The sequence below is a fragment of the Amycolatopsis sp. M39 genome (assembly GCF_001651785.1).
GTDB classification, from domain to species: domain Bacteria; phylum Actinomycetota; class Actinomycetes; order Mycobacteriales; family Pseudonocardiaceae; genus Amycolatopsis; species Amycolatopsis rubida.
The window spans coordinates 1-25,019 of record NZ_LWSF01000005.1 but is presented as its reverse complement, the minus strand read 5'-3'; the positions used below and the strand labels follow the sequence as shown (position 1 = coordinate 25,019).

General features: G+C 66.5%; 32 protein-coding genes and 2 pseudogenes. 11 read left to right on the top strand and 23 right to left on the bottom strand.

All coding sequences use genetic code 11. From position 1 onward, the window contains the following. Positions 1–59 precede the first annotated feature (59 nt). The 4 genes from A4R44_RS47905 to A4R44_RS14700 form a co-directional block, all read right to left on the bottom strand. On the bottom strand, positions 60–236 hold the full coding sequence (locus tag A4R44_RS47905; RefSeq protein WP_157904873.1) for a hypothetical protein: 177 nt from the start codon (positions 234–236) through the stop codon (positions 60–62). Beyond that, positions 233–499 (bottom strand): hypothetical protein, encoded by a 267-nt coding sequence (locus A4R44_RS14710; protein WP_067580309.1) that lies wholly within the window; start codon positions 497–499, stop codon positions 233–235. Before A4R44_RS14710 ends, A4R44_RS47905 begins: the two co-directional genes overlap by 4 nt. 135 nt (positions 500–634) lie before the next feature. After that, on the bottom strand, positions 635–865 hold the full coding sequence (locus A4R44_RS14705) for a hypothetical protein (RefSeq protein ID WP_067580307.1): 231 nt from the start codon (positions 863–865) through the stop codon (positions 635–637). Beyond that, positions 862–1,176: a hypothetical protein gene (locus tag A4R44_RS14700; RefSeq protein ID WP_067580305.1), complete on the bottom strand. Its 315-nt coding sequence runs from the start codon at positions 1,174–1,176 to the stop codon at positions 862–864. The genes A4R44_RS14705 and A4R44_RS14700 overlap by 4 nt, the downstream gene beginning before the upstream one ends. A 240-nt stretch (positions 1,177–1,416) precedes the next feature. On the opposite strand from A4R44_RS14700, the gene A4R44_RS47900 reads away from it, so the two are divergent. Beyond that, a complete protein-coding gene (locus A4R44_RS47900; protein WP_157904872.1) occupies positions 1,417–2,373 on the top strand; it encodes a hypothetical protein in 957 nt (318 codons plus the stop codon). Between the two features lie 8 nt (positions 2,374–2,381). Here A4R44_RS47900 and A4R44_RS47895 read toward each other — a convergent pair whose 3' ends face one another. Beyond that, positions 2,382–2,819, bottom strand: coding sequence for a hypothetical protein (locus A4R44_RS47895; RefSeq protein ID WP_157904871.1), 438 nt, complete (start codon positions 2,817–2,819; stop codon positions 2,382–2,384). Between the two features lie 363 nt (positions 2,820–3,182). Here A4R44_RS47895 and A4R44_RS14695 point away from each other — a divergent pair, with 363 nt between their 5' ends. Further along, entirely contained in the window at positions 3,183–3,617 is a 435-nt protein-coding gene (locus A4R44_RS14695) for a hypothetical protein (RefSeq protein ID WP_157904870.1), read from the top strand. A 210-nt stretch (positions 3,618–3,827) separates the two neighbouring features. Beyond that, positions 3,828–4,232 (top strand): hypothetical protein, encoded by a 405-nt coding sequence (locus A4R44_RS47890; RefSeq protein WP_157904869.1) that lies wholly within the window; start codon positions 3,828–3,830, stop codon positions 4,230–4,232. Between the two features lie 22 nt (positions 4,233–4,254). Here the strand turns inward: A4R44_RS47890 and A4R44_RS14690 are convergent, their stop codons facing one another. Then, positions 4,255–5,475 (bottom strand): helix-turn-helix transcriptional regulator, encoded by a 1,221-nt coding sequence (locus A4R44_RS14690; protein WP_067580301.1) that lies wholly within the window; start codon positions 5,473–5,475, stop codon positions 4,255–4,257. Positions 5,476–5,656: 181 nt separating this feature from the next. On the opposite strand from A4R44_RS14690, the gene A4R44_RS47885 reads away from it, so the two are divergent. Together A4R44_RS47885 and A4R44_RS45590 are read left to right on the top strand one after the other, a co-directional pair. Then, positions 5,657–5,968 carry a hypothetical protein gene (locus tag A4R44_RS47885; RefSeq protein ID WP_157904868.1) on the top strand — a complete coding sequence of 104 codons (312 nt, stop codon included), beginning with the start codon at positions 5,657–5,659 and terminating at the stop codon, positions 5,966–5,968. A gap of 54 nt (positions 5,969–6,022) precedes the next feature. Beyond that, positions 6,023–6,874, top strand: a complete 852-nt coding sequence (locus A4R44_RS45590; protein ID WP_095213344.1) for a Scr1 family TA system antitoxin-like transcriptional regulator — start codon at positions 6,023–6,025, stop codon at positions 6,872–6,874. Positions 6,875–6,935: 61 nt separating this feature from the next. Here A4R44_RS45590 and A4R44_RS14685 read toward each other — a convergent pair whose 3' ends face one another. The 6 genes from A4R44_RS14685 to A4R44_RS14660 form a co-directional block, all read right to left on the bottom strand. Next, complete coding sequence (locus A4R44_RS14685; RefSeq protein ID WP_067580299.1) at positions 6,936–7,259, bottom strand: hypothetical protein; 324 nt, start codon at positions 7,257–7,259, stop codon at positions 6,936–6,938. Between the two features lie 83 nt (positions 7,260–7,342). Beyond that, positions 7,343–7,708, bottom strand: coding sequence for a MerR family transcriptional regulator (locus A4R44_RS14680; protein ID WP_067580298.1), 366 nt, complete (start codon positions 7,706–7,708; stop codon positions 7,343–7,345). A gap of 18 nt (positions 7,709–7,726) precedes the next feature. Continuing rightward, a complete protein-coding gene (locus A4R44_RS14675) occupies positions 7,727–8,482 on the bottom strand; it encodes an SDR family NAD(P)-dependent oxidoreductase (protein ID WP_067580296.1) in 756 nt (251 codons plus the stop codon). A 45-nt stretch (positions 8,483–8,527) separates the two neighbouring features. After that, positions 8,528–9,118 (bottom strand): dihydrofolate reductase family protein, encoded by a 591-nt coding sequence (locus A4R44_RS14670; RefSeq protein ID WP_067580294.1) that lies wholly within the window; start codon positions 9,116–9,118, stop codon positions 8,528–8,530. Then, positions 9,115–9,924 carry a metalloregulator ArsR/SmtB family transcription factor gene (locus A4R44_RS14665; protein ID WP_067580292.1) on the bottom strand — a complete coding sequence of 270 codons (810 nt, stop codon included), beginning with the start codon at positions 9,922–9,924 and terminating at the stop codon, positions 9,115–9,117. Before A4R44_RS14665 ends, A4R44_RS14670 begins: the two co-directional genes overlap by 4 nt. A 47-nt stretch (positions 9,925–9,971) precedes the next feature. Further along, the gene (locus A4R44_RS14660; protein ID WP_067580289.1) at positions 9,972–11,036 is read right to left on the bottom strand and encodes an FAD-dependent oxidoreductase; all 1,065 of its coding nucleotides are present in this window, start codon (positions 11,034–11,036) and stop codon (positions 9,972–9,974) included. Positions 11,037–11,111: 75 nt separating this feature from the next. Between A4R44_RS14660 and A4R44_RS14655 the strand changes: the two genes are divergently transcribed. Beyond that, positions 11,112–11,711: a TetR/AcrR family transcriptional regulator gene (locus A4R44_RS14655; RefSeq protein ID WP_067580287.1), complete on the top strand. Its 600-nt coding sequence runs from the start codon at positions 11,112–11,114 to the stop codon at positions 11,709–11,711. On the opposite strand, the gene A4R44_RS14650 is transcribed toward A4R44_RS14655, so the two are convergent. After that, on the bottom strand, positions 11,698–12,597 hold the full coding sequence (locus A4R44_RS14650; RefSeq protein ID WP_067580285.1) for an MBL fold metallo-hydrolase: 900 nt from the start codon (positions 12,595–12,597) through the stop codon (positions 11,698–11,700). The two genes, A4R44_RS14655 and A4R44_RS14650, sit on opposite strands and share 14 nt — an antisense overlap. A 116-nt stretch (positions 12,598–12,713) precedes the next feature. Here A4R44_RS14650 and A4R44_RS14645 point away from each other — a divergent pair. The 4 genes and pseudogenes from A4R44_RS14645 to bcp all read left to right on the top strand — a co-directional run. Beyond that, positions 12,714–13,457 (top strand): annotated as a pseudogene (locus A4R44_RS14645) (LysR family transcriptional regulator); the annotation flags it as partial. Positions 13,458–13,570: 113 nt separating this feature from the next. Then, complete coding sequence (locus A4R44_RS14640) at positions 13,571–13,753, top strand: hypothetical protein (RefSeq protein ID WP_037358542.1); 183 nt, start codon at positions 13,571–13,573, stop codon at positions 13,751–13,753. A 197-nt stretch (positions 13,754–13,950) separates the two neighbouring features. After that, positions 13,951–14,490: a hypothetical protein gene (locus tag A4R44_RS14635; protein WP_067580281.1), complete on the top strand. Its 540-nt coding sequence runs from the start codon at positions 13,951–13,953 to the stop codon at positions 14,488–14,490. 15 nt (positions 14,491–14,505) lie between these two features. Next, a complete protein-coding gene (gene bcp, locus A4R44_RS14630) occupies positions 14,506–14,982 on the top strand; it encodes a thioredoxin-dependent thiol peroxidase (protein ID WP_067580279.1) in 477 nt (158 codons plus the stop codon). Between the two features lie 50 nt (positions 14,983–15,032). Here bcp and A4R44_RS14625 read toward each other — a convergent pair whose 3' ends face one another. The 10 genes and pseudogenes from A4R44_RS14625 to A4R44_RS14580 form a co-directional block, all read right to left on the bottom strand. Further along, complete coding sequence (locus A4R44_RS14625; protein ID WP_067580277.1) at positions 15,033–15,611, bottom strand: dihydrofolate reductase family protein; 579 nt, start codon at positions 15,609–15,611, stop codon at positions 15,033–15,035. A gap of 66 nt (positions 15,612–15,677) precedes the next feature. Then, positions 15,678–16,470 (bottom strand): annotated as a pseudogene (locus A4R44_RS14620) (helix-turn-helix domain-containing protein). Between the two features lie 22 nt (positions 16,471–16,492). Beyond that, a complete protein-coding gene (locus tag A4R44_RS14615; protein ID WP_067580275.1) occupies positions 16,493–18,238 on the bottom strand; it encodes a cell wall metabolism sensor histidine kinase WalK in 1,746 nt (581 codons plus the stop codon). Continuing rightward, complete coding sequence (locus tag A4R44_RS14610; RefSeq protein WP_067580273.1) at positions 18,228–18,917, bottom strand: response regulator transcription factor; 690 nt, start codon at positions 18,915–18,917, stop codon at positions 18,228–18,230. The genes A4R44_RS14615 and A4R44_RS14610 overlap by 11 nt, the downstream gene beginning before the upstream one ends. Before the next feature lie 66 nt (positions 18,918–18,983). Beyond that, positions 18,984–19,592: an RdgB/HAM1 family non-canonical purine NTP pyrophosphatase gene (gene rdgB / locus A4R44_RS14605; RefSeq protein ID WP_067580270.1), complete on the bottom strand. Its 609-nt coding sequence runs from the start codon at positions 19,590–19,592 to the stop codon at positions 18,984–18,986. Beyond that, positions 19,589–20,365, bottom strand: coding sequence for a ribonuclease PH (gene rph, locus A4R44_RS14600; protein ID WP_067580269.1), 777 nt, complete (start codon positions 20,363–20,365; stop codon positions 19,589–19,591). The genes rdgB and rph overlap by 4 nt, the downstream gene beginning before the upstream one ends. 38 nt (positions 20,366–20,403) lie before the next feature. Continuing rightward, positions 20,404–21,171, bottom strand: coding sequence for an MBL fold metallo-hydrolase (locus A4R44_RS14595; protein WP_067580267.1), 768 nt, complete (start codon positions 21,169–21,171; stop codon positions 20,404–20,406). A 122-nt stretch (positions 21,172–21,293) separates the two neighbouring features. Next, positions 21,294–22,094 (bottom strand): glutamate racemase, encoded by an 801-nt coding sequence (gene murI / locus A4R44_RS14590; RefSeq protein WP_037815260.1) that lies wholly within the window; start codon positions 22,092–22,094, stop codon positions 21,294–21,296. Further along, positions 22,091–22,777, bottom strand: a complete 687-nt coding sequence (locus A4R44_RS14585; RefSeq protein WP_369805897.1) for a rhomboid family intramembrane serine protease — start codon at positions 22,775–22,777, stop codon at positions 22,091–22,093. The genes murI and A4R44_RS14585 overlap by 4 nt, the downstream gene beginning before the upstream one ends. A gap of 202 nt (positions 22,778–22,979) precedes the next feature. Then, positions 22,980–24,095, bottom strand: coding sequence for an MFS transporter (locus A4R44_RS14580; protein ID WP_198545290.1), 1,116 nt, complete (start codon positions 24,093–24,095; stop codon positions 22,980–22,982). 210 nt (positions 24,096–24,305) lie between these two features. On the opposite strand from A4R44_RS14580, the gene A4R44_RS14575 reads away from it, so the two are divergent. Continuing rightward, on the top strand, positions 24,306–24,950 hold the full coding sequence (locus tag A4R44_RS14575; RefSeq protein ID WP_067580265.1) for a TetR/AcrR family transcriptional regulator: 645 nt from the start codon (positions 24,306–24,308) through the stop codon (positions 24,948–24,950). Positions 24,951–25,019 lie beyond the last annotated feature (69 nt).

Genomic DNA, 25,019 nt, shown 5'->3' with positions numbered 1-25,019 from the left:
TTATTGTTTTATCTACAGCGGTTTGCTTACTCCCATGGCTGTTCGGGCGACCTGTCGCGCTATCGCCTGCGGAGGACAAACGTGCACAGCGCGCCGACCACCACGAGCCCAATGACCATAGGAGTGACGGGCTGGAGCAGTTCCCACGCCAGCCGCCCGGCGACGGCGACGCCCACCACCATGAGCGCCGCGCTGCCCGCCTTGCCGCGCCACGAGCCGCCCGACTGTTGGCTCACGACGGCCGGTATTCCTCGTGCTCGGTGGAGTTGCGGAACGGGTCCTCGGCCAGCGTCTCACGCGTCATGCAGGCGCAGCGCCGTTCCATGGCAATACGCAGTCGTTCCGCCAGCGCGGCCAGTCGTTCGCTGATCTCGTCCTGTTCGCCGACCGTCACGGCCTGGAGACTTTCGACTTCCTCCAGCCGTTCCACGGTGGTCTCCAGTAGCTTGGACAGCCGCCGGAGTTTCACCGGCATGTCACCGGTTACGTCTTCGGTCATCTCTTGCTCTTTCCTTTCTCGTGCACGCCCATTGAGGTGCGCGCATCACGTATCCATTGGTAGCCGCGGCCGATTAAAAAGGCAGCAACGACCGCGACAACAAAGAGCGTTGTGCTTACCACTGCTCAGAATTTCCTAGAGGTTGTGACCATCGGAACGGCGTTCCCGAAGAAACACGTCCATGTGGTCTTCAGCGGCATTAGCCGTTTCCCGGATGCGGGCGGCTGTCTGCATGGCTTCGGCTTCGGCCTGGAGGTGCAGGGCAACCGGCGTGCGCCGGAATGACGGCAGCCGGACGCCAGCCGCGCCCAGCAGTGCCACCACGGCGAAGATCAGCAGCAGGAGCCCCGCCGGAAGCCAGATCACAGCCCCGGCCTTTGGCCGTAGCGGCTGATCTCGCTCATACCCAACTCAGCCACCAGCCGCCGGATACGGCCGTACTCCTCGGCGACCATCGGGTCGTCCGCGGCCGCCCGTGCTTCGTGACGGCGGAGCTGGTCGAGGCCGGACATGAGCACGTCGCCCAGTGCCACGGTGTTGCGCACGATGCTGGCGCTGTGCACGGCCTTGACCTGCTCGGCGCTGATGGCGTTGTTCCCCTGCTTGAAGATGGCGCGGCCTTGGCGGTCGAGCCGCGCCAGGGGTGCGGGCTGCTGCCACGGTTCGATGTTGGTCATTCACGTTCTCCCTGGTGTGTCTGACGCCTGTATCTCTCGGTGAGCGCGGCGTACACCAGGTAGCGTCCAAGACCGGAGCGAAGGAGACAGGCCCTCTTAGTCCCCCAGTTGTCGGGAGCCGACCGGTCAAAGTGGGGTAGTTGGAGGGGTTGGCTTGGTACTGAGAGGCGAACGGGCAGCATGTCAGCGGAGAGCGAACACACCTCGTCGGCGCCAGTGGCGCAACCGTCGAGCCGGGCTGTGCTGGGCGAACTCACCAAGCTGAAGTCTCGCAAAGGCATATCTATGCTGCGTATTCAGGAATCAGCAAAAGACCTTCAGCGCTTGCGTGTGACGCTGGACGAGGCCGCGCATCGCAACCTCAGCGCGGAAGATCATCACGTCGCCGCGTTCTTCGCACTCCAGTGCACTGTTGAGCGTGCTATTGGTCGCCCTGATTGGGCGTACATTCTCCGGCATACCTTGAACTTCAAAGGAGAAGCCAACAACTTAGAGGACAGGCGCATAACTCTGCGTTCTGAACTGGCCTCTTTTGGCAACTCATACGACAAGCTTGAAGGAGAAGCATACGCGGAACTGGCAGGTGTTCTGATCGCTAGCAGCCGTTCATGGTGTCGCGATGAAGAAACGCTGGCAAATCATCCGGTAAGTATCGATGTGCAGCTGACATTACAGGCGGCAGACCTGCGCCTACTTCTAACATTCTTGAGTGTTGATTCTCGCGAAAATATTTTGAGCGATATTCGCGAAGAGATTGCCAGGCGCCTGCCGCGAGGCGTGACCAGAATGGTCGAAGTCGGTAATATACCTCCATCGTCGGACGGCCTCGATATTGCCGTTGATCGGCTTATCTTATTTGCATTAACGCAACTATGGAACAGCGGTGTAATCAACGCGGCCCATACTCTAGTTTTCGAGGATCTAGCCCGGCTATTCAGGACGCGCTCCGGCCGCTCTAATCTGCGCAATCGCGGACAGGTGCCAAATTTCAAATACCGCGAGCCTGTTGTCATCGTGACCGAAGATGGCCAAGCGTTTACGATGACACAGTACTTTTATCAACTGAAGCAGGCGGGTATTCAGCACGTAGCCGAGTTCCTGTTAACGCTAGAGGAACAAGATAGATGGTCAACCGAACTGACTGGAGGGGTTCCGGGTCTTAAAAAGAAAACAAACAAAGACCGAGGCCAAAACTGAAGCTATACCTAATCCTCAATGGAAGGTAGCGGAACATACGGCTCAGACGGAACCCAGTTATTGTAGGCGTCATTCACAAATCCGCCCAGAAGCCGGAAAGGTGCCTCATCTTCAGGCGCTATACCTCCTGCAGCCATAAGCCACAGCCGGTCATAGAGACTGCGTGCATCTACTTCCAGGCTACCACTCTCTAGCTCGATGAATTTCACCTCAGGCAGGGACCCGGGCCGGGATTCTCTGCGCATGGACATTAGCATTTCATAAGCCGTGTCTTGCAGCTCCGCAGATGCATGCACCTCTCCGGCGTAGTCCCAGAGATCGTTAATGACGCCAATTACTTCGGGTAAATCTTGTGAGTGATGGGAATTGAACTCTGCCACGATAGTTACATTAAACAACTTTTCCGTAGTAATTGCAAACTTTTGACGCTTCGTTCCTCTTGCCATGCAAGCCCAGCTTGCAAATCCTTTGCATAGGCGCATAATAAGATCACCTGACCCAAGCACTCTTACTGCGCGCCTGTCGCGCAGATATCTAGGCCGCCGGAGACTACCCATGCCTAACTATCCGGAATCCATCATCACCAACATGGTGCCTTGCGTCATATGCGAGCACCTTGTTTCTCTCAACGAAGCCACAGGAGGGCCTAGCGACGTTAGCGATGAACCAGCCTACGCCTGCACACGCCACAGCAAAGATATCCGACTATGGATACTCGGGTGGGCCGCGTACAGGCAGAAGCAGGAAGAAGTGCGGCTGGCCGCCAAGTTCGGCGCTGAGTTCCCGCACGTAACCCGCGATGACTTGCTATGAAAAAGGCACCGCAGACCTACGAACTACCCGGCGGGCATTCCGCCAGTTCTGTCATTGCCCGACATCTGTACACCCGCGTTGAACTGGGCCGTGCCATCGTGATTGCCGCCAACCCGGCAGCCATAATGGCGGCAATCTCCAAGCAGTGGAAACAGCTCATACGCGCCGTCGAACGCGAACACGCGGCAACCCTCAAGGCCGACTTGCGGGCTGTACTCGCCGACAAACAGGACCAAATGCAAGCTGTCACTTTCGGCCTGTCCTACCAGCGCCGCACAGCCGCCGTTCTCTGCCTGTCGCCCGAGGAACTGCCTGCCATACCGGCCGACACGCTCACGGTCTACCTCCTTGTCGAGCTACCGGAGGACCGGTTGCAAGCTCTACCCCGGCACTTACCCGACGGCGCGCTCACCGTCAAAGTGGGCGCGTAGTTAATTTTAGTTTCATATTTGTGTGCCATAATGCAGCTCGGGAAGGGTTACGGCGGTGCGTGCCCACGCTCCAGCAACTAACCATGCGGTTTAGGCTTGCGGCCAGGATAAGAGCTTTGGAAGTCGCCCCCCCCCCCCCCCCCCCCCCCCCCCCCACCCCCCCCCCCCCCCCCCCCCCCCGCTTTTTTGAAACGGGGGTGCGGTTACGTCGTGGCCTGGGAAAAGATCTTGAAGTCTTCCTATACCATTCTTGATCTGACCCGGCCGCGGCGACCTCTACAAAGTAAACGAGGCGCAGCCATGTCTGACCAAAGTAACAAGACAAAGAACCCGCTCGACATAGAAACGTTCACAATCAAGCCAACGGTGCTCAAGACCGTCCGGCTCGGCAAGTTCCGCGTTGGCGACCCGGAGCCCAAGTTTCGGGTTGTCTATCACACGCATGATCTAGAAAACCCGAACGTCATCAGTCATCACGACGTGTCCGTCTATCACAAAGACGGAACATACGAATTGTTCCGACATTTTCAAAGCTATAGCCAGCAGGTACACACCTTGACCGTGCGATTCGCAAGCGCGCAGGCTAAGTCCCTGGAGCGCGAGCAGGAATCTTAGCCCTTAAGCGACAGTTAAGCAGTTACCCGTCGGCCCGCTTCATCTCTTCATACGCTTCCCGCAGCTCCCGCCCTTCCGCGAGCTTCCGGGCTTCCACGGCCCGGACCACTTCAGCAGCTCGCCAGTGGTTCGAGGGAACGACACGGCCGGACGCGATTGCTACCTGCGCTGCGCCAACGGCTTCGTCCATCCGGTCACTGGCAACGAGCGTTAGCGCGAGGTCCAAGTTGGCTGACGCTACGCGGCGGGGCCATCTGCCGTTGTGCTCCTGGCGGTGCAAGCGGTTGAGAATTTCGCGTGCAAAGCTTTCGGCCGCTGGGTCGCCAGCCCAGGCCAGCGTGGTAGCCATGTATGCCACGGACTTGTTGGGGTCATAGCGGTAGTGGTGTTCCGGACGCTCGGGAACCTTCAGCGGCTCAACCAGGTGGTTGACCCGTTCAATCGCCCGGTACATCTCCGGCTTATCGCCGAGCCGGGCTAAGGCCCGCCCGACTTGGGCGGCAGACTGAATCTCGATTGAACTTCCGCCCGGTGCGAAATCTTCGGCGTCACGTGCCAGGCTGAGCGCGCCCTGGTAGTCGCCGTCAGTCAGCAGCCACCAGGCTTCGGTTTCCAGGCCCCAGGCCCGAATTTCGTTGTGCTCGGCGTGTTTCGCCAAGCTGTCTGCCGTCCGGAGGCGTGATCTGGCTGCCCGAGGCTGCTTCAAGTCAATGTGTACCGTGCCCGCCAGCAGGGATAGCCAGCCGCCGACTACCAGCAAGCGGCGATGTTCGGCCAAAGTCATCCGCCCGTCCAGCAGTCGCCGGACGTAGCCCAAGTAGCCGCGGAGCTTCGTCACGAGCTCAGCCGGTGCGGTGGTGGCGTAGGCGATTGCCAGGTCATCCACGATGTTCTCGAGCTGGCTGAGCGTCTCGCTACCGACGTCACTTGCCGCAATGCGGCTAGCTAATTCCCAAGCTGCTGCTTCGTCATCCTCAGCAGTAGCGCCACGGGGGCGCAAGGCAGAAGCTGCGGGTAAGGGCACCACAACCGAGGATTCGCTGTGTAGCAGTACGTCCAGTTCACGACGCGGCGTATCGAGCAGACGAGCGAGTTTCGGCCGTAGGTGCGGCGAGGGCTCAGTACGGCCGCTCTCCCAGTTACGGACGGTTTTAACGTCAACACTGAGCGCTTCGGCAAGAGATTCCTGGGTGTACCCCGCGCCTTTGCGTACGCGGATAAGCCGTTGCCGCTTACTGGCCACCTCGTCACCCCTCTAGTTACCGTGTTGCCGCAGTTCAACGGTACCTATTGCCGGTTCGTTTCCGCTGCGTGTCCGCCTCGCTACCTGGCGTTAGCATACCGTAGCGATCAGGGTTGCCCCTAGTTGTGGCGCACCAGATTTCCCCGCCGGGGGCGCCAAGTGGCCGTGCTCGGGAGGTTCCATGAACGCCAGTCCGGAAGCAGTCATCTATCTCAACGTGGCTTATATCCATCCGGTCATCGGGAATATGTGGCACCGGGCGGAGTTCCTTGCTGTGCCGCTACCTGGTCAATTCCTTGCAATGCTGTGCGGGAAAACCGCTACCGCCACGTTTGAGGACTACCACGAACGCGGCAAGCGCGCACCGCTTGTTGAGTGTCCGCACTGCAACGTGGAGTATCGCCGCGCGCGGGGGATTCCCATCCTGCCCGAGCATCCGGGACTAGCGAAGCTTACCCGGCAGCAGCAGCCCCCCTTAAAGCGTCGGTCGTAAGTTTCGCGCAGTCTCCGACCATCCCGGCCGACCATTGAAAGTGGACTACTACCGATGCGCGGCAGCGCCATGTACACACCTCGGCTGCGTATCCTTGGCGCGGAACTTCGCGCCGCCAGGGAAGCAGCATGCTATGGCCTCAACGAACTGGCCCGTAAAATCGGGGTGGATAATGGCCTGCTCTCTAGTTGGGAGCACGCCAAGCGTTGCCCTAGCAGCGAGGACGTGGCAAGTATTCTAGGAGCCCTTGGCGTCGCTGGTGACACCCGTGACCGCATTATGGCGCTCGCCCGCGGAATTACGGCAGCAGACTGGATTACTTACGGCTCCCCGACGACGGGCAGTCACCAGGACGCCATCCGCGCCCACGAACGTGATTCCGTCGCAGTGCTCGCCTGGCACCCGATTTTTATTCCGCCACTTGTGCAGGTTCCGGCATATACCTGGGCTGTGTTTTCTAGCGAACAGGTGCCATCCGGAGTAATCAATACGCATGCGGAGACGCTGTTGAGCCGCCGCGAAGAACTAGCGCAGCGCCGCACACCAGTTGAGATCTTCATAGGAGAGCAGGCGCTCTATGCTGCTGTGGGCGACCATGCCACCCAAAGCAAACAACTGGACTACCTCACCAACCAGACACTCCCTCGGCACTGGAGCGTGCGCGTTCTGCCGGTAAATAGCGGGTGGGTGTTCGATGGGTTTACCCGGTACACCATGGCTGACGCCACAGCTGTCACCTACTGCGCCCACCGCACCGTTGGCGTGTTTCTGTCCGACCAGAGCAACCAGGGGCAACCTGCCCCATACCAGCACGCGGCGGACTGGTTGCGGGCTAAAGCGCTGGAACCGAGCCAGTCGGTGAGGTGCATCGCGAGTGCAACAGGGCGAGCAGTACCTGCCTCTTAGCTGCTATCCATGGCCAAAAAACGAGCCTGCCCGTGTTGTGGGCAGGCTCGTTTTATTCGGCTTACTTGCCTTTGTGTTTCTTCACTAGTCGCCACACGCTCACTTCGCTGATGCCGTACTTCTCCGCCACGGCCGCCTGCGTCATGGTCTGCGTGTCCCGGATGATCCGCGCTAGCTGCTTGGGTGTGAACTGCTCCGTGAGCGGCGGGCGTTTGACCCACTGCTTCCGCTCCCGCGCAGGCGGGGGCAGGCTCCGCACACTGTGCCTACCCGTGGCGTCGGTTGTGGCCTGCGCCCGCCCTAGTTGCCTCTGTACTTCGCGCAGGTCAGCGAGCACGTCGAGGCGGTTGGAGTAGTGGGTAATTAGGTCCACCCCGGCCGCCACCCCCGCACCTTCAGCGCGCCCCCGTGCCCAGTGGGCTTTGGCTGTCCTCAGGCGTTGGTGCGCGGAGCCGGGTCAGCACAGCGTCAATCGCAGGCAACCCCGCCGCGCGCAGCGCTCGCCCGCGAAGCCAGCTGCTCCCGTGCCCGCGTCAACGCAGCGATCCGCTCGTCCAAAACCGCCAACCGCCGATCCACCAGCGCCACCGCGCTCGAGGACAGCCGCCGTGCGGGCAGGTCTCCCTGCAGGCACGAGCCCAACGGCCGGATGTCTTCCATCGTGAGCCCCGAGTCGAGCAGGTAGCGGATGTTCGCCACCCGCTCGATCGCGGACTCGTCGTAGTGCCGGTACCCGTTGCGGGAGCGGGCCGCGGTCAGCAAGCCCTGCTCCTCGTAGAACCTCAGCGCCCTGGTCGTCACGCCGGTGGCCTTCGCCAGCTCTCCGATCCGCACCGACCCGAGCGTACGCCGCTAAGCGATCACTGCGCCGCCGTCGACGGGCATCACGACGCCGGTGATGTACTCCGCTCCGGGGCTGGCGAGCTGCACGATCCAGTGCGCGACTTCTTCCGGACGGGCCAGCCGCCCCAGCGGCACCATTTCCCGCAGCATTTCGTGCTGCGCCTGGGCTTGTTCGGCGGTCAGGCCCTCGCGGGCGTAGATCTCGGTGGCGACCGGGCCGGGTGCTACCGCGGTGACGCGGATGCCGCGCGGGGCGAGTTGCACTGCCCAGCTTCGGGTCAGCGACTCCAGCGCGGCTTTCGTCGCCGCGTAGAACTCCCGGCCGGCCATCGGCCAGCCGCGCTGGCCGATCGCGGTCGTCACGTTGACCACCACACCCTCGCTCAGGTGCGGCAGCGCGGCCTGCACCAGATGGACCGGCGCGAGCAGGTTCGTCGCCACCACCCCGACGAACGCGCCGGGCTTGATTTCGCCCAGCGCGGCCGGTTCGACGATGCCGGCGTTGTTCACCAGCACGTCGATCCGGCCGAATTCGGCAAGCGTCGCAGCGATAATCGTCTCCGCGGCACCAGCCTCGGTGATGTCGGCGGCGAACGGGCGGATCCGCGAGAAGCCCTCCGCGGTTTCGGCGAGCCGCTCCGCGGTGCGGCCGACGACGAGGACGTTCGCGCCTCGCCGGGCGAACTCGCGCGCGGTGACCTGTCCGATGCCCGTTCCGCCGCCGGTGACGATCACGGCCTTGCCTTCAAACTGTCCTTCACTCATGTCATCCGACGCTAAACATTGCCGTATGCGTGAAGGTCAAGCCGCTCAGCGCACGCGGTCGTAAACCAGGGCCACTTCGCCGAGGTCTCCGGTCTCCTGGTACGCGACTGTCCACTTAGTACCCGGAAGGCCGTCGTCGAACAGCCGCGGGCCGCCGCCGGCGATCTGCGGGCAGATGGTCAGGTACAGCCGGTCGACCAGGTCCTCGGCCAGCAGCGCCTTGATCACGCTGACGCTGCTGTTGACCAGGATGTCGCCCTCGCCGTCGGCCTTCAGCGAGGCGACGACCTCGGCGGCGGGCGCGTTCACGATGCGCGTGCGCTCCCACGGCGACTCGGCGAGCGTGCTCGACAGGACCACCTTTTCCGTGTCCACCAGCCATTTCGCGTAGCCACGGTCGCGTGGGTCGGCGTTTTCGTCGGCGGCGACGGCCGGCCAGAAGCCGAGGAAGCCTTCCGCGTTGCGGCGGCCGAGCAGCGCGGTCGTCGCGTTCGCCCAGATGCGGCTCATCTGGTTGCGGGCGGTTTCGGTGGTCATGTACGGGATGATCGCGCTCATGTCGCCGGGGCCTTCCGGGCCGTGGCAGCGGCCGTCGAGGGTCAGGGCGAGGTTGGCGGTGACCCGACGCTCGGTCATGACTGGGTGTCCTTTCGAGTGATGACTTCGGTGAGATGGTCGAGGACCTGTCCCCAGCCGGTTTCGATTCCGGCGACGGCGGACACGGCCCCGGCCGTCGTCGCACTGATCTCCAGCCCCAGCCGCAGCCGGGTGCCGCCGTTCGCGGCGGCGGCGAGAGCGAGGTCGTAGTGGCCGCTGAACGCGACGGCTCCGGCCGTGTCCAGCACCGACAGGTCGAACACGAGCCGCTCGGTTTCGCTAGCGGCCCGGACCTGCCCTTCCGAGCGGTAAGTGCCTTCGGCGTCGCGGTAGGCGAGAACGACACGCCCGCCCGGCTCCGGTTCGAGGACACACTCGGTGACAGTCAGGGACGGCGGGACCCACCACGACGCCAGCAGCCCGGCGTCCGTCCAGTGCCGCCAAACCGTTTCCGGCGGCACCGGCAGCTCGCGCTCGAAGGAGAACGCGCGGCCGTCAGCCCAGCGATCCTCGTCCGCAGCCGCGGTTTCGGCTTCGATCGCCGCGCGGTAACGGTCGAGCACGTCGCGCTCCCCCGCATGCGCCTCGATCGTCGCGGCCAACTTGTGGAGCTGGCCCGCGAACTCCCGCAGCGGAGCCGCTTCGGCCGCGTAGACCCGCCGCTGCCCGAGCGGGGCCATGGTGACCAGGCCGGCGCGGGCAAGGGTCTGCAGGTGCTTGGTCGTCTGCGGCTGCCGCAGCCCGGTCAGCTCAACCAGTTCGCCGACCGATCGCGGCCGCTGCGCGAGCAGTTCGACCAGCTGCCACCTGGTGGTGTCTGCGAGTGCGGAGGCGATCCCGTCCATACCGCAAAGTATTCATCACATCGAATATTCGTGTCAAGGAATTCTTCTTACCTCGGCAGCAGCCGGGCGGCGAGGTTGCGGACCGCCAGGCCCCGTTTCGTGCGCGGGACCAGCATCGAAGCCGCCACCTGAACCCCGCGCTGCTTGGGCTTCACGCGCGCTCGATGGGCCGCCTCGTAGCGCGCGAACGCCTCGGCGGGAGCACCGTCCGCAAGCGCCGTGGCGAGGGTGCGCGCCCCGACGATCGCGAGACTGGAACCGTCGCCGAGCAGCGAGACGCAGGACGCGGCATCGCCGACCAGCGCGACCCGGCCGCGGTGCCACGTCGGCGGATCAACCACGGCGACCGCGTCGAAGAACACGTCGTCGGCTGCTTCGAAGCGGGCCAGCAACTCCGGGACTCGCCAGCCGAGACCGCGATAGGCGGCGGACACGATTTCCTTGCCCTGCCCGGAGTCGGGCGCGCGGAAGATGAACGCGACCCCGGAATTGCCCCGCACCGGATGGATCGCCACAAGCCTGCCGGGGGTGTTCAGCAGGACCACGTCCTCCGGATAGCCGGACGGCTCGCCGAGTGACACCGTCCCGACATACAGCCCGGCGTGCCGGACGAACTTCTCCTCGACGCCGAACACGAGCCGCCGCACCGCCGAGTGCACCCCGTCCGCGCCGATCACCAGGTCAAACCGGCGCGGAGCAGCGTGCTCGAAGGTCACGTCGACCCCGCCGTCGTCCTGCTGCAACGCGGTGACGGTGTCGCCGAAGAGAATCTCCGCGTCGCCGCGCGCCGATTCGTACAGCGCGGAGGCGAGGTCGGCTCGCGGGACCTCGATTTCTTTGCGCACCGCCATTCGCACTGTGGTCACCGAACGCCCGCGCGCGTTGAGCACTCGCAGCCGCTTCGCGTGCGTCGCGACTTCGCGCAGCCGCGGCACGACACCCATCGCGTCGGCCACCTCCATCGCGCCCGCGCGGACGTCCACCGGGTTGCCGCTGCTGCGCTGCCCAGTCGCCCGTTCCACGACGGTCGGCCGGAAACCGTTGCGCGCCAGCCAGAACGCGAGGGTCGAGCCAGCGATCCCGGCACCGCACACGAGCACGTCACGAGTCATGCGTCCGAAGATAACCGCACTCAGTGCAGATTTGCAATGAGTGCCGGTTTGCACTCGATGCCGTATACTTGCGCCATGTCGCTCCGTGAACGCAAGCGCGCCCGCACGCGCCAGGCCCTGATCGACGCGGCCATGGACCTCTTCGAGCGCAACGGCTACGACGAGACGACAATCGCTGACATCGCCGCCGCCGCCGAGATCGGCACGCGCACGTTCTTCAGCTACTTCGCCAGCAAGGAAGAACTGCTGTTCCCGGACGCCGAGAGCCGGGTGCAGGCGTTGCTCCAGGCTCTCGCGAACCGCGCCCCGGACGACCGGCCGATCGACCTGCTGGTCCGCGTCCTCGCCGACGGCGGCGAGGTCAGCAACGACATCATCGGCAAGCTGACCCCGTTGCGGATGCGGCTGCTCCAGACCGTGCCCGCCATCCAGGGCCGGGCGCTGCAGATCCAGTTCAACGCGGAGCGCCGGATCGCCGAAATCCTCGCCGAAGCCTTCCCCGAAGAACTCGACGACCTCACCGCCCGCACGTTGACCGGCGCGTTCGCCGGCGCGGTGCGCGGAGCGTCGCAGGCCATGCTCGACCGCACCGGCGAGCTGCCTCCCGAGCAGCGAGCCGAAGCGACCCGGCAGGCCATCGTGACGACGCTCGCGCCGCTGCTCAAGCGTGACTGACGTGCTCCGCGCACAGGCACGCCACCGCGGTGTCGATCCACTCGCGGCCTTCCCACTCCGGATGCCGTTTGATCAGCCCCTCCCGCACCTCCGCGATCACGGTCGCCTCGTCCATCGCGGCATCGCGGCGGCACCAGGTCTCGTCGCGCAGCAGTTCGAGGTAGGCGCGCAGGTCGTCGAGCAGTTCCGGACCGCTGATGTCGCCGTGGCCGGGCACGACGATTTCGGGTCGCTGCCGCGACAGCTTCCGCATGACCTCGATCCAGCGGATCCCGGACACGTCGGTGTCGTGCGGCGGGAACCACGGGAAGATCGCGAACTGGCCGGTCTCGGCGAGGTCGCCGGTGAACAGGACGCCCGCGTCCGGGACCGTGACGACCTGGTCGCCCTTGCTGTGCGCGCGGCCGGTGGCGCGCAGCTGCACGACGCGACCGCCGAGATCGAGATCGTGCGATGAGTCGTAGACGAGGTCCGGGGCCGGCAGTTCGACGCCGTCGAGCTGCCGCGCGACCGGCTCCCCCAGACCGCTGAACATCTGCAGGTAACCGGGGCCTTTCGCGGCGAGGTCGGTCGCCTGCGCGCGGTTGACCAGGTAGGTCGCGGCACCGGAGAAGGTCTGCGCGCCGAACGCGTGCTCGGGGTGGAAATGCGTGGTGGTCAAGTAAATCCGGCGGCCGCGCGCGTACTCGGTGGCGAACCTCAGCACGGTTTCCGCGTTGCGCGGTCCCATGCCGGTCTCGACGACGAGCACGGAATGCGTCCCGCCGATGACGCCGACGTTCGGCACCAGCTGCACGCCCTGGTTCGGGACCACGACGAGGTCGCGGGCGAGTTCGCGCACCTGGGAGGTCTGCACGACGGGATCGGGATACGGGTAGTCGGCCATCGCCGGGGCTCCTCGGAAAGCACGGAATCAGTGACGGTTCCAGTCCAGCGCCGCGCCCGCGCGGTGTCCAAGACCGATCCGCTTTTCCCGATACCGCACGGGTATTGTCGCTGGTTGTGGATCTCCGTTCGCTCCGGTACTTCGTCGCGGTCGCCGAGGAACGGCACTTCGGCCGGGCGGCGGCGCGGCTGCACATGACCCAGCCGCCGCTGAGCCGCGCGATCAAACAGCTCGAAACCGGCCTCGGCGCGATTCTGCTGGAGCGTTCCCCGTCCGGAGTCACGCTCACCGCCGCCGGAACCGCGCTCTACGACGAGGCCCGCACTCTGCTCGCGGGAGCAGACCAGGCCCGCGCGCGGGTCGCCGCGGCCGCCGGGCCGGGAACGCTCACGCTCGGCACCCTCGCCGACAGCTCGGAACCGCTCGGGATCCGGCTCGCCGGCGAGTTCCGCGAACGGCATCCGGGCGTCCGGATCAGCGTCCGCGAGTCCGATCTCACCGATCCGGCCACCGGCCTGCGCGCCGGGCTCGTGGACGTCGCGCTGACCCGGATTCCGTTCGACACCACCGGAATCCGCACGCACGTGCTGCGCTCCGACCCGATGGGCGTCGTCCTGCGCGCGGATGATCCGCTGGCCGGACGCGCCGAGGTGCGCCGGGAGGAACTCGCCGACCGGGCGTGGTTCCGGTTCCCGGACGGCACCGACCCGCGGTGGCGGGAGTTCTGGAGCGGCGGCACCGGCGGCCCGGTCGTGCGGACCGTGCACGAATGCCTGCAAGCCGTGCTGTGGAACGGAACCGTCGGGCTCGCCCCGCTCGCGCACTCGTTTCCNCGTGGTCGCCTGGCGCGAGGACTCGACGCCGCCGCTGGTCCGCTCGTTCGTCGAACTCGCCGTGCGCATCGCCGGGCGCGACGGCCGCGAAACCCCCGCGAACCCGTAGGCTGGGCCCGGACATCGGGGAGGTGCAGGCGGTGCCGGAACGCAATCCGCTGCGGATCCTGCGCAAATGCGCGGACTGGTTCGAAAACCGCGGCGTGTACATCCCCGGCGAGGAAAGCCGCGCGGTCGACCCGGTGCGCGACTTCGGCTGGCTCATGGTCGCCTGGGGCGCGGGGGTCGCGGTGTTCATCCTGTTGTTCGCGTTCGCGGTCTGAATCCCTACCTGCGACTGTTGACATCGGGGTGATGACTGTCACCCGGAGTGCTCTTTCGATCACGGATCGGCCACGGGTGTACACCAGGTCCGCGTCTTCCGCACCGTGACGGCATTACTGCCGCCAGAGTGGAGCGGGTCCGCCCGGCAACTACGCCGAACGGCACACCGCCCCACCCCGACTGGAGTACCCCCGCGATGGCGCCCCCGCGCACCCCGAAACTGCTGGTGACCGCCTGCCTGCTGTTCTCCGTGGCAGCCTGTGGCGGCGTCAACGCTCGGGAAGGCTCCGCCGCGCTGGGCGTCGGCAACCCGGCGGCGCAGCCCGCGGCCGAGCAAGCCTCCGGCGACCTGCAGTTCGGCGCCAACCACCGCTTCGCCAGCGGGATCACGGTCTCGCTGTCGGCTCCGCAGTCCTTCCAGCCGAGCCCGGCGGCGTACCCGCGCAGCGCCCGCGCGGCGGCGTTCTACATCCAGGTCACGAACAACGGCACCGACCCGTACCGGGTTTCCGGGCTCTCGGTCACCGCGACGGTCGCCGGGAAGCCGGCGAAGCAGGTCGTGGACGCCACGCAGGGGCTTGGCGGCGTTTCCGACGCGGGGAAGGACCTGATGCCGGGCCGGTCTACGCAGGTCACGCTCGCTTTCGCGGTGCCTGCGGGCGGCGCCCGGATGGCGGTGCGAGTGCGGCCGAGCACGGGCGAGCCCGCCGTCGTCACCTATTGCGGAGACGCCTGAATTACTCTCGTCCCCATGACCGACCAGCGACTTGCCGTGGGCGACGAAGCGCCCGGATTCACCCTGCCGGACAGCACCGGCAAGAACGTCTCGCTCAGCGACTTCCGGGGCCAGGCCGTGGTGGTGTACTTCTACCCGGCAGCGGGCACGCCGGGGTGCACCAAGCAGGCTTGCGATTTCCGGGACAGTCTCGCGGAACTGAATGACGCGGGGTATCAGGTGCTGGGAATTTCGCCGGACAAGCCGGAGAAGCTGGCCAAGTTCGTCGAGGCGGAGAAGCTGACGTTCCCGCTGCTGTCCGATGTGGACAAGGAAGTGCTGTCCGCGTGGGGTGCGTTCGGGGAGAAGAAGAATTACGGAAGGATCGTGCAGGGGGTGATCCGGTCCACGTTCATTGTGGACGCGGACGGGAAGATCGCCAAGGCCGCCTACAACGTGCGGGCGACTGGGCATGTGGCGAAGTTGATCCGGGATCTGGGGATTTCCGCCTGAATGAGTTCCCGAAGCGCGGAGAGGCCGGGCTGGTCTCTCCGCGCGATCGGTCAGCGACGCACCGGATAGCGCAGGTGCAGTACCCGGTCGCCCTGGACCACCTCGGGGTTCTCCAAGAGGTGCTGTGCGTTGACTGAGCCGAAGTAGCGTTTGCCGGATCCGAAGACCACCGGCACCACGTCCATGCGCACCTCGTCAACCAGGCCCGCGGCTAATGCTTGGCCGCCGACGTCGCCAGCGGCGATCTCCATGATGCGGTCGCCTGCCAGCTCTTGTGCTTTGGCCACGGCTGCCTTGACGCCGTCGACGAAGTGGAACGGCGCCGTGGGGTCCCAGCCTTCGGGCGCTGGGCGGTGGGTCACGACGACCACGTGGTCGATTCCGCTCGGCGGCTTTCCATCCCAGCCGTCGGTCAGGTCGAAGACGTGGCGGCCCGCGACGGTCACCCCTATTTGGTCCCAGTACGCACGGGTGTAGTCGTACGAGGCCTGCGACACCTTCAGCACGCCACTCTCGTCCAGCGGGACGTCGCCGCTGGTCAGCCAGTCGAACAGCGGACCGGGCTGGTCGTTTTCATCGGCGATGAAGCCGTCCGCCGACACTGAGCTGTACATGACGACCTTGCCCACGGGGGTTCTCCTCTGCTTCGGATGGCCCCAAATTAGCGGGTCGCGCGCGGTCGCTCTTGTAAGAAATCAATCGGCGGGCAGCGGCCAGCCGTCCAGGGTGTGGCCGGGATGTTCGCGCAGGAACCGCCGCCGGACTTCGAGGTATCGGGTCGGCGTGAAGCCGGTGAACGCCCGGAACTCGTGGCCGAAGTGGGCTTGGTCGAAGTAGCCCGCGCGACCGGCGAGGTCGCCCCAGTCGATCGGTCCGGCCGGGTCGATCGCGAACACGGTGGCGGTGAAGCGGTGGGTGCGGGCCAGCCGCTTCGGGGTGACGCCGACGAGTGCTTTGAACCGTTGTGCCAGGTGGGTGCTGCTGACCCCGGCTGCCTCGCTGAGGTCGCCGATCGCTGCCGCGCCGCTGGTCGCCGCGATGACGCTGCTCGTGTGGCGAACCAGGCCCAAGCCAGCGGTCTCGCCCAGCCGCCGCATCAGTCCGGCTTCGAGAAGCGCCAGCATTTCGTGCGGTCCGGTGCCCGTGGCCAGGCGGTCTCGCAGTTCGGCGATCGTCACCGGCCGGTCGCACAGTTCGGCTGCGGGCATCGGCAGGAACGGTGCCACGCCCCACGGTTTGAAATGAACGCCGACGGAACGGGTCTCGGACGGGTAGCCGAATTCGTAGGCGCGGGTGGGCATGGTGATCACGCAGCCGTCGGCGTGCTCGCCTGTCTCAAGGTCGGTGCGGATCCGGAACGGCGCTTCGAGATTGACGATGAGCAGCAGGCGGCAGCGTCAGCCGGGCGTACGGCGGCGTGCCCGCCAGGTAGTAGACGTCGATCGGCCCGTCCAGCGGCGGTCTCGGCGCTCGGGACACGCACAGCATTGCCGAGAGCCGCCAGCCAGCGCTACTCACGGGGGAAGCGCAGGGTGAAGGTGGTGCCGCGCCCGGGAGTGCTGGCGGCGGTGATTTCGCCGCCGTGGGCTTCGGCTAGTTTGCGGACGATTGCCAGACCTAGACCGCTGCCGCCGGACACTCGGCTGCGGGAGGGATCCGCGCGCCAGAAACGGTCGAAAACCCGGGGCAGATCTTCGGGAGCGATGCCGGTTCCAGTGTCGGTTACTTCGAAAATTGCGTCGTTTCCGACCTGCCTCGCGGTGACGGTAACCGAGCCGCCGGGCGGGGTGTGGCGGATCGCGTTCGAGACCAGGTTGTCCAGTGCTTGGCGCAAGCGCACGGGATCCGCGGTGATGGCGGGGTTTTCCATGGGCGGGACGGACAAGCGGACGTCGGCGGATTCGGCGCGCGGGGCATGCGCGGCGGCGAGGTGGGCCAGCAGGGTGTTGGCGTCGACGGGTTCGGGGTGGACGCGCAGCGCACCAGCGTCGGCCAGGGCCAGGTCTTGCAGGTCGTCCACGATGTGCTGCAGGTGGACCGCCTCCTCCAGCAGGGAGGCGACCAGGTCGTCGTCGAGCTGGCTGATGCCGTCCTGGGCGGCTTCCAGCCAGCCTCTGATGGTGGAAAGCGGAGTGCGCAGTTCGTGCGCGACGTCGCTGACCATCGCCTTGCGGGCGTTCTCCAGCTCTTCCCTCGCCCGCGCCATCTCGTTGAACGCGGTGGCCAGGCGGGCGATCTCGTCCTTGCCTTTGACGCGGACCCGGGCGCCCGTCTCGCCTGCCTTCAGGCGCTGGGCCGCGCCGGTCAACGCGCGCAGCGGGCGGATCAGGCGGATCGACGCCAGTGCGGTGACGATGACCGTCAGCAGGAGGATCGCGGCGGTGACGGCGACCAGTTTCGTGCGGTTTTCCGCGGAGAGGGTGAAGCCGGTCGGCGGCTGGTCGGTGCCCTTTTCGGTGATGTAGAGCCAGGCCGCGGGGGCTACGTAGGGGGTCAGCTGCTCTTTGCGAGCTGACGTTACGCAGTTGGTGATGGTCTGGTCGGTGGCTTGGACGACGGGACCGTCGAAGGTCCACAAGAGACCCAGTTTGGCTACCGGGACGGTGCTGTCGTTCCGGCCGAGACAGGCGTCGATCAGGCCGGACAGCTTGTTCAACGCGGCTCGCTCGGTCTCGGTGGGGCGCTCCAGCAGAGCGGTGCCGCATTGGGCGGTGCCCGCGGGCGCGATCACCCTCGGGTGGCCGCTCGGGGAGACTTCCAGGCTGCCCAAGCCGGTTCTGCGCTGGGTGCAGGACAGGACCTTGCCCGCGATTTCCTGGAGCTCTTCGCGTTCGTCGGCGGGGAGCCGGTAGGGGCCGACCGCGTCCGGGTCGATGCGGTCCGGGGTGGATTTGATGCCCAGCCGGGTGTCGACCGCCAGCGGGTCGATGACGGCGGACGGCTGCGGCGGGAGTTTGCCCGGGTGCTGTTCCGAACTGGCGATCAGCTTCCCCTGCGGGGTGGTCAGGACGATTTGGCGGCCGGTTTTCTCCGCGTAGTCGTCGATCGTCTTGGTCGCGCCGGACCACGCGGGATGAGTCGCCGCGTACGAGAGGAGGGCCTGGTAGATCGTGCCGTCGTCGGCGAAGAGCTGGCCTTGTTCCCGTTCGATGGCACCGGAAGTGGTCCGGGAGGCCAGCCAGGCGGTGGCGGCGATGGCGCACACCGCGATGGCGGCGGTTACCGCGAAGAGGCGGAAGAGAAGGCTACGGGGCATCGGACTTCGCGGTCAGTTTGTAGCCAACGCCGTAAACCGTCAGGAGCTTCGCGGGTTTTCTGGGATTGGCTTCGATTTTCTTTCGGAGATTCATGACGTGCACGTCAATGGCGCGCTGAGTGATGTAGCGGTCGAAGCCGTGCAGATGTTCCAGCAGTTGCGCCCTGGTGAAAACCTGGTCCGGACGAGCGGCCATGATCTCCAGGATCCGGAATTCTCCCGGAGTCGTTTCGACCGGGTTTCCGCTTACCGCGACCTCGTGCCTTTCCTTGTCGACGGTCAGGGTGCCGACTTTGATCGGACCGTCGCTGGCCGAGTTCGTTCTCCGCAGCAGGGTCCGGACCCGCGCCATGAGTTCGCGCGGGCTGTAGGGCTTGGTGACGTAATCGTCCGCGCCCAGGTCGAGGCCCTGGAGCAGGTCGTCCTCGGTCGAGCGGGCCGTGAGCATGAGGATCGGCAGGTCGGACGAGGCCCGGATGGTCCGGCAGACGGTCAGGCCGTTCATGCCCGGGAGCATGACGTCCAGGATCAGGAGATCGGGTTCCGCCGTGCGGATTTCCGCCAGTGCGGCCTCGCCGGTGGGCGCGACGAGCACGGTGTGCTGCTCGTGTTCCAGGTAGCGGCGGACCAGTTCCGCTTGTTTGGGATCGTCTTCGGCAAGGACGATATGGGCGCACATGCTTGCCGAGACTAGCCGCAGGCCTGCCCCGGAGCCACCAGTGCGGCCCCGGGGCAGGCGCGGCAGTTATGCGTCGGCCAGTTTCCGCAAGGCAGGCAGAAGTGCGCGCAATGCCTTTCCACGGTGCGAAACGGCGTCTTTTTCCGTCGGGGCCAGTTCCGCGCTGGTTTTCGTTTCGTTTTCCGGCACGAAGATCGGGTCGTAGCCGAAACCGTTGGTTCCGCGCTTTTCCCGCGTCAGCGTGCCGCGCCAGTCGCCGCGGACCGTGGTGGTCTCGCCGGAGGGAAGGGCCAGTACGGCGGCGCAGACGAAGGCCGCGCCCCGGCGCTCGTCCGGGGTGTCGGTCAACTGCGCCAGCACCAGGTTCAGGTTCGCTTCGTCGTCGCCGTGCTTGCCGGACCAGCGGGCCGACAGGACGCCGGGCATGCCGTTCAACGCGTCCACGGTCAGGCCCGAATCGTCCGCGATGGCGGGCAACCCGGTGGCGGCCACCGCGTCGCGCGCTTTGGCCGCGGCGTTGCCCTCGAAGTCGGGTGCGGTTTCCGGAGCTTCCGGGAACTCCTCGACGTCGTTCAGGCCGAGCACCTCGATGCCCTGAATGCCTTCCGCCTCCAGGATCCGGCGCAGCTCGCCCAGTTTCTTCGCGTTCCGGGTGGCCAGCAGCAGCTTGGTCACTTCTGGCCCTTCTTCCGGTCCGGACGCGGTTCCGGCAGCTCGCCCGGGTACGGCAGCGCCAGCGCTTCGTTCTGCAGCCGGGTCAGTTCCGCGCAGCCGGCCAGCGCCAGGTCGAGCATGGTGTCCAAAGTGGACCGAGCGAAGGTGGCTCCTTCACCGGTGCCCTGCACCTCGATGAGGGTCCCGGCGTCGGTGGCGACCACGTTCATGTCGACCTCGGCGCGCGAGTCCTCCTCATACGGCAGGTCGAGGCGCACCCGGCCGTCCACGACGCCGACGCTCACCGCGGCCACCGAGGACGACAGCGGCTGCGGGTCGTTGAGCCGGTTCGCCGCGCCCAGCCAGGTGATCGCGTCCGCCAGTGCCACATACCCGCCGGTGACCGCGGCGGTGCGGGTGCCGCCGTCCGCCTGGATCACGTCGCAGTCGATGACGATCGTGTTCTCGCCGAGCGCGGCCAAGTCGATGCACGCGCGCAGGGAGCGGCCGATCAGCCGGGAGATCTCGTGCGTCCGGCCGCCGATCCGGCCCTTGACCGCTTCGCGGTCGCTGCGGGTGTTGGTCGCGGACGGGAGCATCGCGTACTCCGCGGTCACCCAGCCGAGACCGGACCCGGCACGCCAGCGCGGCACGCCCTCGGTCACGCTCGCCGCGCACAGCACCCTGGTGTTGCCGAACTCGACGAGCACCGACCCGGCAGGCCACTTCTGGAACCCGCGGGTGAGCTTCACTTCGCGGAGCTGGTCGTCGTTCCTGCCATCTTTTCTCACCACGGGGAGCACTCTAGGACCTACCTCTGACACTTTCGCGATCAGAGGTCGTAGACCGCGCCCTGCGTCACCAGCTCGGCGTCCGGGAACACCGCTTTGGCCTCGGCCAGGACAGCGCTCCGGTCCGTCCACGGCGCGACATGAGTCAGCAGCAGACGGCCGACACCGGCTTCCTTGGCCAGTTCTCCTGCTTCTTTCCCGGAGAGGTGCACGCCTTCCGGACGGTCGGCAGCATCGGTCCAGGACGCTTCGGAAAGCAGGACATCGACACCGTCGGCCAGTTCGCCGAGGCCGCGGCACAGTCCGGTGTCGCCGGTGTACGCGAGGATGGCACCGCCGTACGCGATGCGTAGGCCGAATGCAGGCGTCGGGTGGTACACAGCAACAGCGGTCACGTCGAAGGGACCGATCTCAATCGTCTCTTCGCGCAACTCATGGAACTCGTAGACGTCCGACAGATCCACAGCGGCTCGCTCAGCCGCGTCGGCCGCGTACGCGTGCGCGAGGCGCGAAGGCGCGTCTGCTGGTGCGTACAGCGGCAACCGTTGCGGCCGCGCGGGGTACGGCGGCGCGGGGTGGTAGCGGCGAAGCACCGTCAGGGAGTTGACGTCGGCGCAGTGGTCGGCGTGCAGGTGCGAAAGGAGCAGCGCGTCCAGGTCGAACGGGTCCAGCACGGTCTGCAATTGGGCGAACGCGCCCGAGCCCAGCTCAAGACCGAGCCGGTAGCCCTCCGCCTCCAGGAGGTACCCGGACGCGGCTGCGTTCGGCCCGGGGATGCTGCCCGAACACCCGAGGATCGTCAGTCGCACCCCGTCAGCCTATAATCCGGCCACAGTCACGGCCTCATGACTTCGCTGCAACGGTTACGTACCGCTTCAGGGTCGGCCTGCTTTTGGTCGAATTGGCACCTGTGTTCAGCGGTGCCGCGGCGTCACGCGCTCACCGGGTCCAGCGCACCCGGCGCGAAGCCCATGAACCGCTGCGCCAAGCGGGCGAACGGCTCCGGCGAACCGGTGGCGAGGAACTCGTGTTTCGGTGGCTCGTCGCGTTCGGCGAGCAGGTCGAGTTCGGTCAGCACGCGGTAGAGGTCCTTGGCGGTTTCGTCGGCGCTGGAAACGAGCGTGACGTCCTGTCCCATCACGATCTGCAGCACGCCGGACAACAGCGGATAGTGCGTGCAGCCGAGGATGAGTGTGTCGACTTCGGCTTCGAGCAACGGCTGCAGATAACCCTGTGCCAGACCGAGGATCTGTCGGCCGGTCGTGATGCCGCGCTCCACGAAGTCGACGAAGCGCGGGCAAGCGACGCTAGTGAGGCGTACGTCGGGCGCGGCGGCGAAGGCGTCGTCGTACGCCCTCGAACGCACTGTGCCCTCGGTGCCAATCAGACCGACGCGTCCGCTGTGCGTCGCGACTGCGGCTCGGCGCGCGGCTGGTAGGACCACTTCGATGACAGGTACGTCGTAGCGTTCGCGCGCGTCGCGAAGGCAGGCCGCCGACGCGGTGTTGCACGCGATCACCAACGCCTTCACGCCGCTCTCGACCATGTCGTCGAGGGCGGCCAACGCGTACTCGCGAGCAGTGGCGATGGGCAGTGGACCGTACGGGTTGCGCGCGGTGTCGCCGACGTAGCGCAACTGTTCGGCAGGCAGCAGTTCGAGAATCGAGCGTGCGACGGTGAGCCCGCCGACGCCGGAATCGAAAACACCGATGGGCGCGCCTGGAGAACTCACATCCCGAGGTTACCCGGGGTCGTCGGCTCGATCTTCCGGGATTTGACGCGTTCCCCGCGTGAGGTCAGCCACGCGGCGAGGATGCCGGCCAGCGCGCCGAAGAGGTGGCCCTGCCAGGAGATGCCGGGGTTGCCGGGCAGCAGGCCCCAGAGCATCCCGCTCCAGATGCCGAGCAGCACGACGGCGACCGCGATCTGCGCGAACGACCGGTGGAACAGGCCGCGCACCAGCAGGTACGCGAGCCAGCCGAAGGCGAGCCCGGACGCGCCCACGGTGTAGGTGTTCGCCGGTCCGACCAGCCACACGCCAAGCCCGGAAACCAGCCAGATGATCGCGGTGACCACGGCGAACCGGCCGATGCCCGCCGCCATCGCGAGGAAGGAGAAGACCAGTACCGGCACCGTGTTGGAGAACAGATGCGACCAGCCCGCGTGCAGCAGCGGCGCCCAGAGGATGCCGTCGAGGCTGGACGCTTCCCGCGACAGGATCCCGCCGTGCGTGAACTCTCCCGGGAGGATCACGTCGAGGAGTTCCACGAGGTACAGCACGGCCACGAACCCCAACGCGACGAACGCCGCGGCCTTGGGATCGGGCGGCAGGATGCGCTTCGCGGCGTCGACCGGCTTGCCGCTGCCAGCGGCGGGCGGCGGCGACGTCGGCGGGAGGGGAGGCAGTGTGCTCACGTCCTCAGGCTACGTCGGGGGCGGGCGGGCGGCCTCGGGAGAAATCCCTGAACTTCGCTCCGCCGCCCCCCTCACGACCTCCGGTGCTCGGNGGTGCTCGGCAGCGGGTCGTGAGGGGAACCCTGAGGGAATCAGATTCCCTGAAGGTGGCCCGCACGACCTCGCCCACGGAAGTGCGGCGGCGAGGTCGTGCAGGGGGCCGTCAGGAGGGCAGCCGGGCCGTGGCGGGTTTCCGGAGCAAGTTTCCGTAGGCAGCGGCGAACAAGGCGGAAAGCAACGCGGCCACCGCCGCCACCGCGAAACTCCATCCCGGGCCGCCCGCCGGCAGCACCACCGCGCCGACCGCGCCGGCGAGGCTGCTGCCCACCACCCGGACCAGCGCGTTGATCCCGCCTGCCGCGGCCGTCTTCGCGGGCTCGACGTGCTCGACCGCCATCGTCCCCAAGGCGGCGTAACCGAGCCCGATGCCCAGCCCCAGCACCGCCGCGACGGCATAGAGCCCAAGCCCGTCCCCCGGCAGCGTCGTCAGCCACAACGCGGCCACCAGCACCACCGCCGAACCGCCCGCGACCAGTGCGGGCGCGCTGAACCGGCGCATCAACGCACCGGCCAGCACCGAAACCACCAGCATCAAGACCGTCGTCGGCAGGAGATAAAGCCCCACCTGCAACACCGACGCGCCGAGCACACCCTGCGCGTACGCGGAAAGCGTCATGATCGTGGCGAACAACGCGAAGCCGAGCAGGAACGACGCCACCGTCGCGCCGATCGTTTTTCGGTGCAGCAGCATCGGAATCTCAATCAACGGCGTCTTCGTGCGCCGCGCCGTCGCGATCCACACCGCCGCCAGCACCACGGCCGCGACCAGGAGCCCGACAGTCGCCCAGCCCCATTCGGCGCCCTTGCTGATCGCCAGCAGCAGGCAGATCAGCCACCCCGACACCAGCACCGCGCCCAGCAGATCCGGCGAACCGCTCCGGACCTCGGCCGTCCGGTCCTCCCGGACCGCGGCGACCAGTGCGAACGCCACCACGCCGAGCGCCGCCAGCACCCAGAAGACCAGCTGGTGATCGCCGCCGGCGAGCCCGGCGAGAATCATCCCGCCGCCGCTGCCCGCGCCGATCGTCGCGCTCAGCACGCCGATCGCGGTCGGCAACGAGCGCGCCGGCAGAACGTTCCTGACCTGGCCGATCGCCAGCGGCAGCACCGGCGCGGCCGCCCCTTGCAGGATCCGGCCGACGACCAGCAGCGGCAGCGAATCCGCCACCGCCCCCAGCACCGATCCTCCGACCAGCGACGCGAGCACGACCAGCGACATCGTGCNAGCGGAATCGCGACCGCGCCCGCCAGCAGCCCGGCGGTCAGCGCCCACGACACCGAACTCAGCGGCACCCCCAGCTTGAGCTGCAGCCGCGGCAGCAACGGCACCACCACGGTCATCTGCAAAGTCCCGACCGCCACCGCGAACGCCAGCGCGGCGACCGTCCCCCAGTAGTTTTTATACATGTATAAAAAGTAGCATGGCGGCATGCCAGCGCGCACCGGCCGACCGCCGAAGATCTCCAAGGCCGATATCGTGGCCGCCGCTCACCGGGTCATCGACTCCGACGGCGTCGACGCGTTGACCATGCGCCGCCTCGCCCGGGAGGTCGGCAGCACGGCGATGGCGCTGTATCACCACGTGCGCGACAAAGAGGACCTGCTTCTTCTGCTGCTTGACGACTACGCGCACCGCGAAATGCCTCGGCCGGAGAACCTCCCCGAGGAACCGGCGGAGCGGATCGTGGCTGTCGCGAGCGCGATGCGGGACGGGCTGGCGAACTGCCCGTGGATCGTGGAGGTATTGCGCTCTGACGACCTGCTGTCGGTCGGAGGGCTGTGGTACCCGGAGAAAATCGTTGCGGCGGCGGGAAAAGCCGGGCTGCCGATCGAGGCGGCGGTGGAGGTCTACCGAGCGGTGTGGCACTACACGCTCGGCGAGATCAGCTCACGCGCGGCCGCCGCGCGACGACGCGATCAGGGCGGCGACACTTACCGTCAGCGAGTTTTCGCGGAACTGGACGCGACGGAATTCCCGACGCTCGCCCAGGTCGGGCCGCGCTGGGAAACCCTTACCGCACAAGCCGACTACGAACGAGGCGTGCGCGCACTCGTCACCGGATTGCTGCCGTGAGGGGAACCCTGAGGGAATCAGCTTGGGTTCTAGTGGTGGTTGCAACGCCTGAGTTGTGCAGGGGTTGCC

Excerpts from the sequence above, each read along its gene's own strand:
- A4R44_RS14615 (WP_067580275.1), bottom strand. The coding sequence starts at position 18,238 with ATGCCCCGTAGCCTTCTCTTCCGCCTCTTCGCGGTAACCGCCGCCATC.
- A4R44_RS14635 (WP_067580281.1), top strand. The coding sequence starts at position 13,951 with ATGGCGCCCCCGCGCACCCCGAAACTGCTGGTGACCGCCTGCCTGCTG.
- A4R44_RS14650 (WP_067580285.1), bottom strand. The coding sequence starts at position 12,597 with ATGGCCGACTACCCGTATCCCGATCCCGTCGTGCAGACCTCCCAGGTG.
- A4R44_RS14660 (WP_067580289.1), bottom strand. The coding sequence starts at position 11,036 with ATGACTCGTGACGTGCTCGTGTGCGGTGCCGGGATCGCTGGCTCGACC.
- A4R44_RS14695 (WP_157904870.1), top strand. The coding sequence starts at position 3,183 with ATGAAAAAGGCACCGCAGACCTACGAACTACCCGGCGGGCATTCCGCC.
- A4R44_RS47885 (WP_157904868.1), top strand. The coding sequence starts at position 5,657 with ATGAACGCCAGTCCGGAAGCAGTCATCTATCTCAACGTGGCTTATATC.
- A4R44_RS45590 (WP_095213344.1), top strand. The coding sequence starts at position 6,023 with ATGCGCGGCAGCGCCATGTACACACCTCGGCTGCGTATCCTTGGCGCG.
- A4R44_RS14580 (WP_198545290.1), bottom strand. The coding sequence starts at position 24,095 with ATGTCGCTGGTCGTGCTCGCGTCGCTGGTCGGAGGATCGGTGCTGGGG.
- A4R44_RS14670 (WP_067580294.1), bottom strand. The coding sequence starts at position 9,118 with ATGACCGAGCGTCGGGTCACCGCCAACCTCGCCCTGACCCTCGACGGC.
- A4R44_RS47895 (WP_157904871.1), bottom strand. The coding sequence starts at position 2,819 with ATGGCAAGAGGAACGAAGCGTCAAAAGTTTGCAATTACTACGGAAAAG.
- A4R44_RS14575 (WP_067580265.1), top strand. The coding sequence starts at position 24,306 with ATGCCAGCGCGCACCGGCCGACCGCCGAAGATCTCCAAGGCCGATATC.
- A4R44_RS14655 (WP_067580287.1), top strand. The coding sequence starts at position 11,112 with ATGTCGCTCCGTGAACGCAAGCGCGCCCGCACGCGCCAGGCCCTGATC.
- A4R44_RS14710 (WP_067580309.1), bottom strand. The coding sequence starts at position 499 with ATGACCGAAGACGTAACCGGTGACATGCCGGTGAAACTCCGGCGGCTG.
- A4R44_RS14610 (WP_067580273.1), bottom strand. The coding sequence starts at position 18,917 with ATGTGCGCCCATATCGTCCTTGCCGAAGACGATCCCAAACAAGCGGAA.
- A4R44_RS14675 (WP_067580296.1), bottom strand. The coding sequence starts at position 8,482 with ATGAGTGAAGGACAGTTTGAAGGCAAGGCCGTGATCGTCACCGGCGGC.
- A4R44_RS14700 (WP_067580305.1), bottom strand. The coding sequence starts at position 1,176 with ATGACCAACATCGAACCGTGGCAGCAGCCCGCACCCCTGGCGCGGCTC.
- A4R44_RS14665 (WP_067580292.1), bottom strand. The coding sequence starts at position 9,924 with ATGGACGGGATCGCCTCCGCACTCGCAGACACCACCAGGTGGCAGCTG.
- bcp (WP_067580279.1), top strand. The coding sequence starts at position 14,506 with ATGACCGACCAGCGACTTGCCGTGGGCGACGAAGCGCCCGGATTCACC.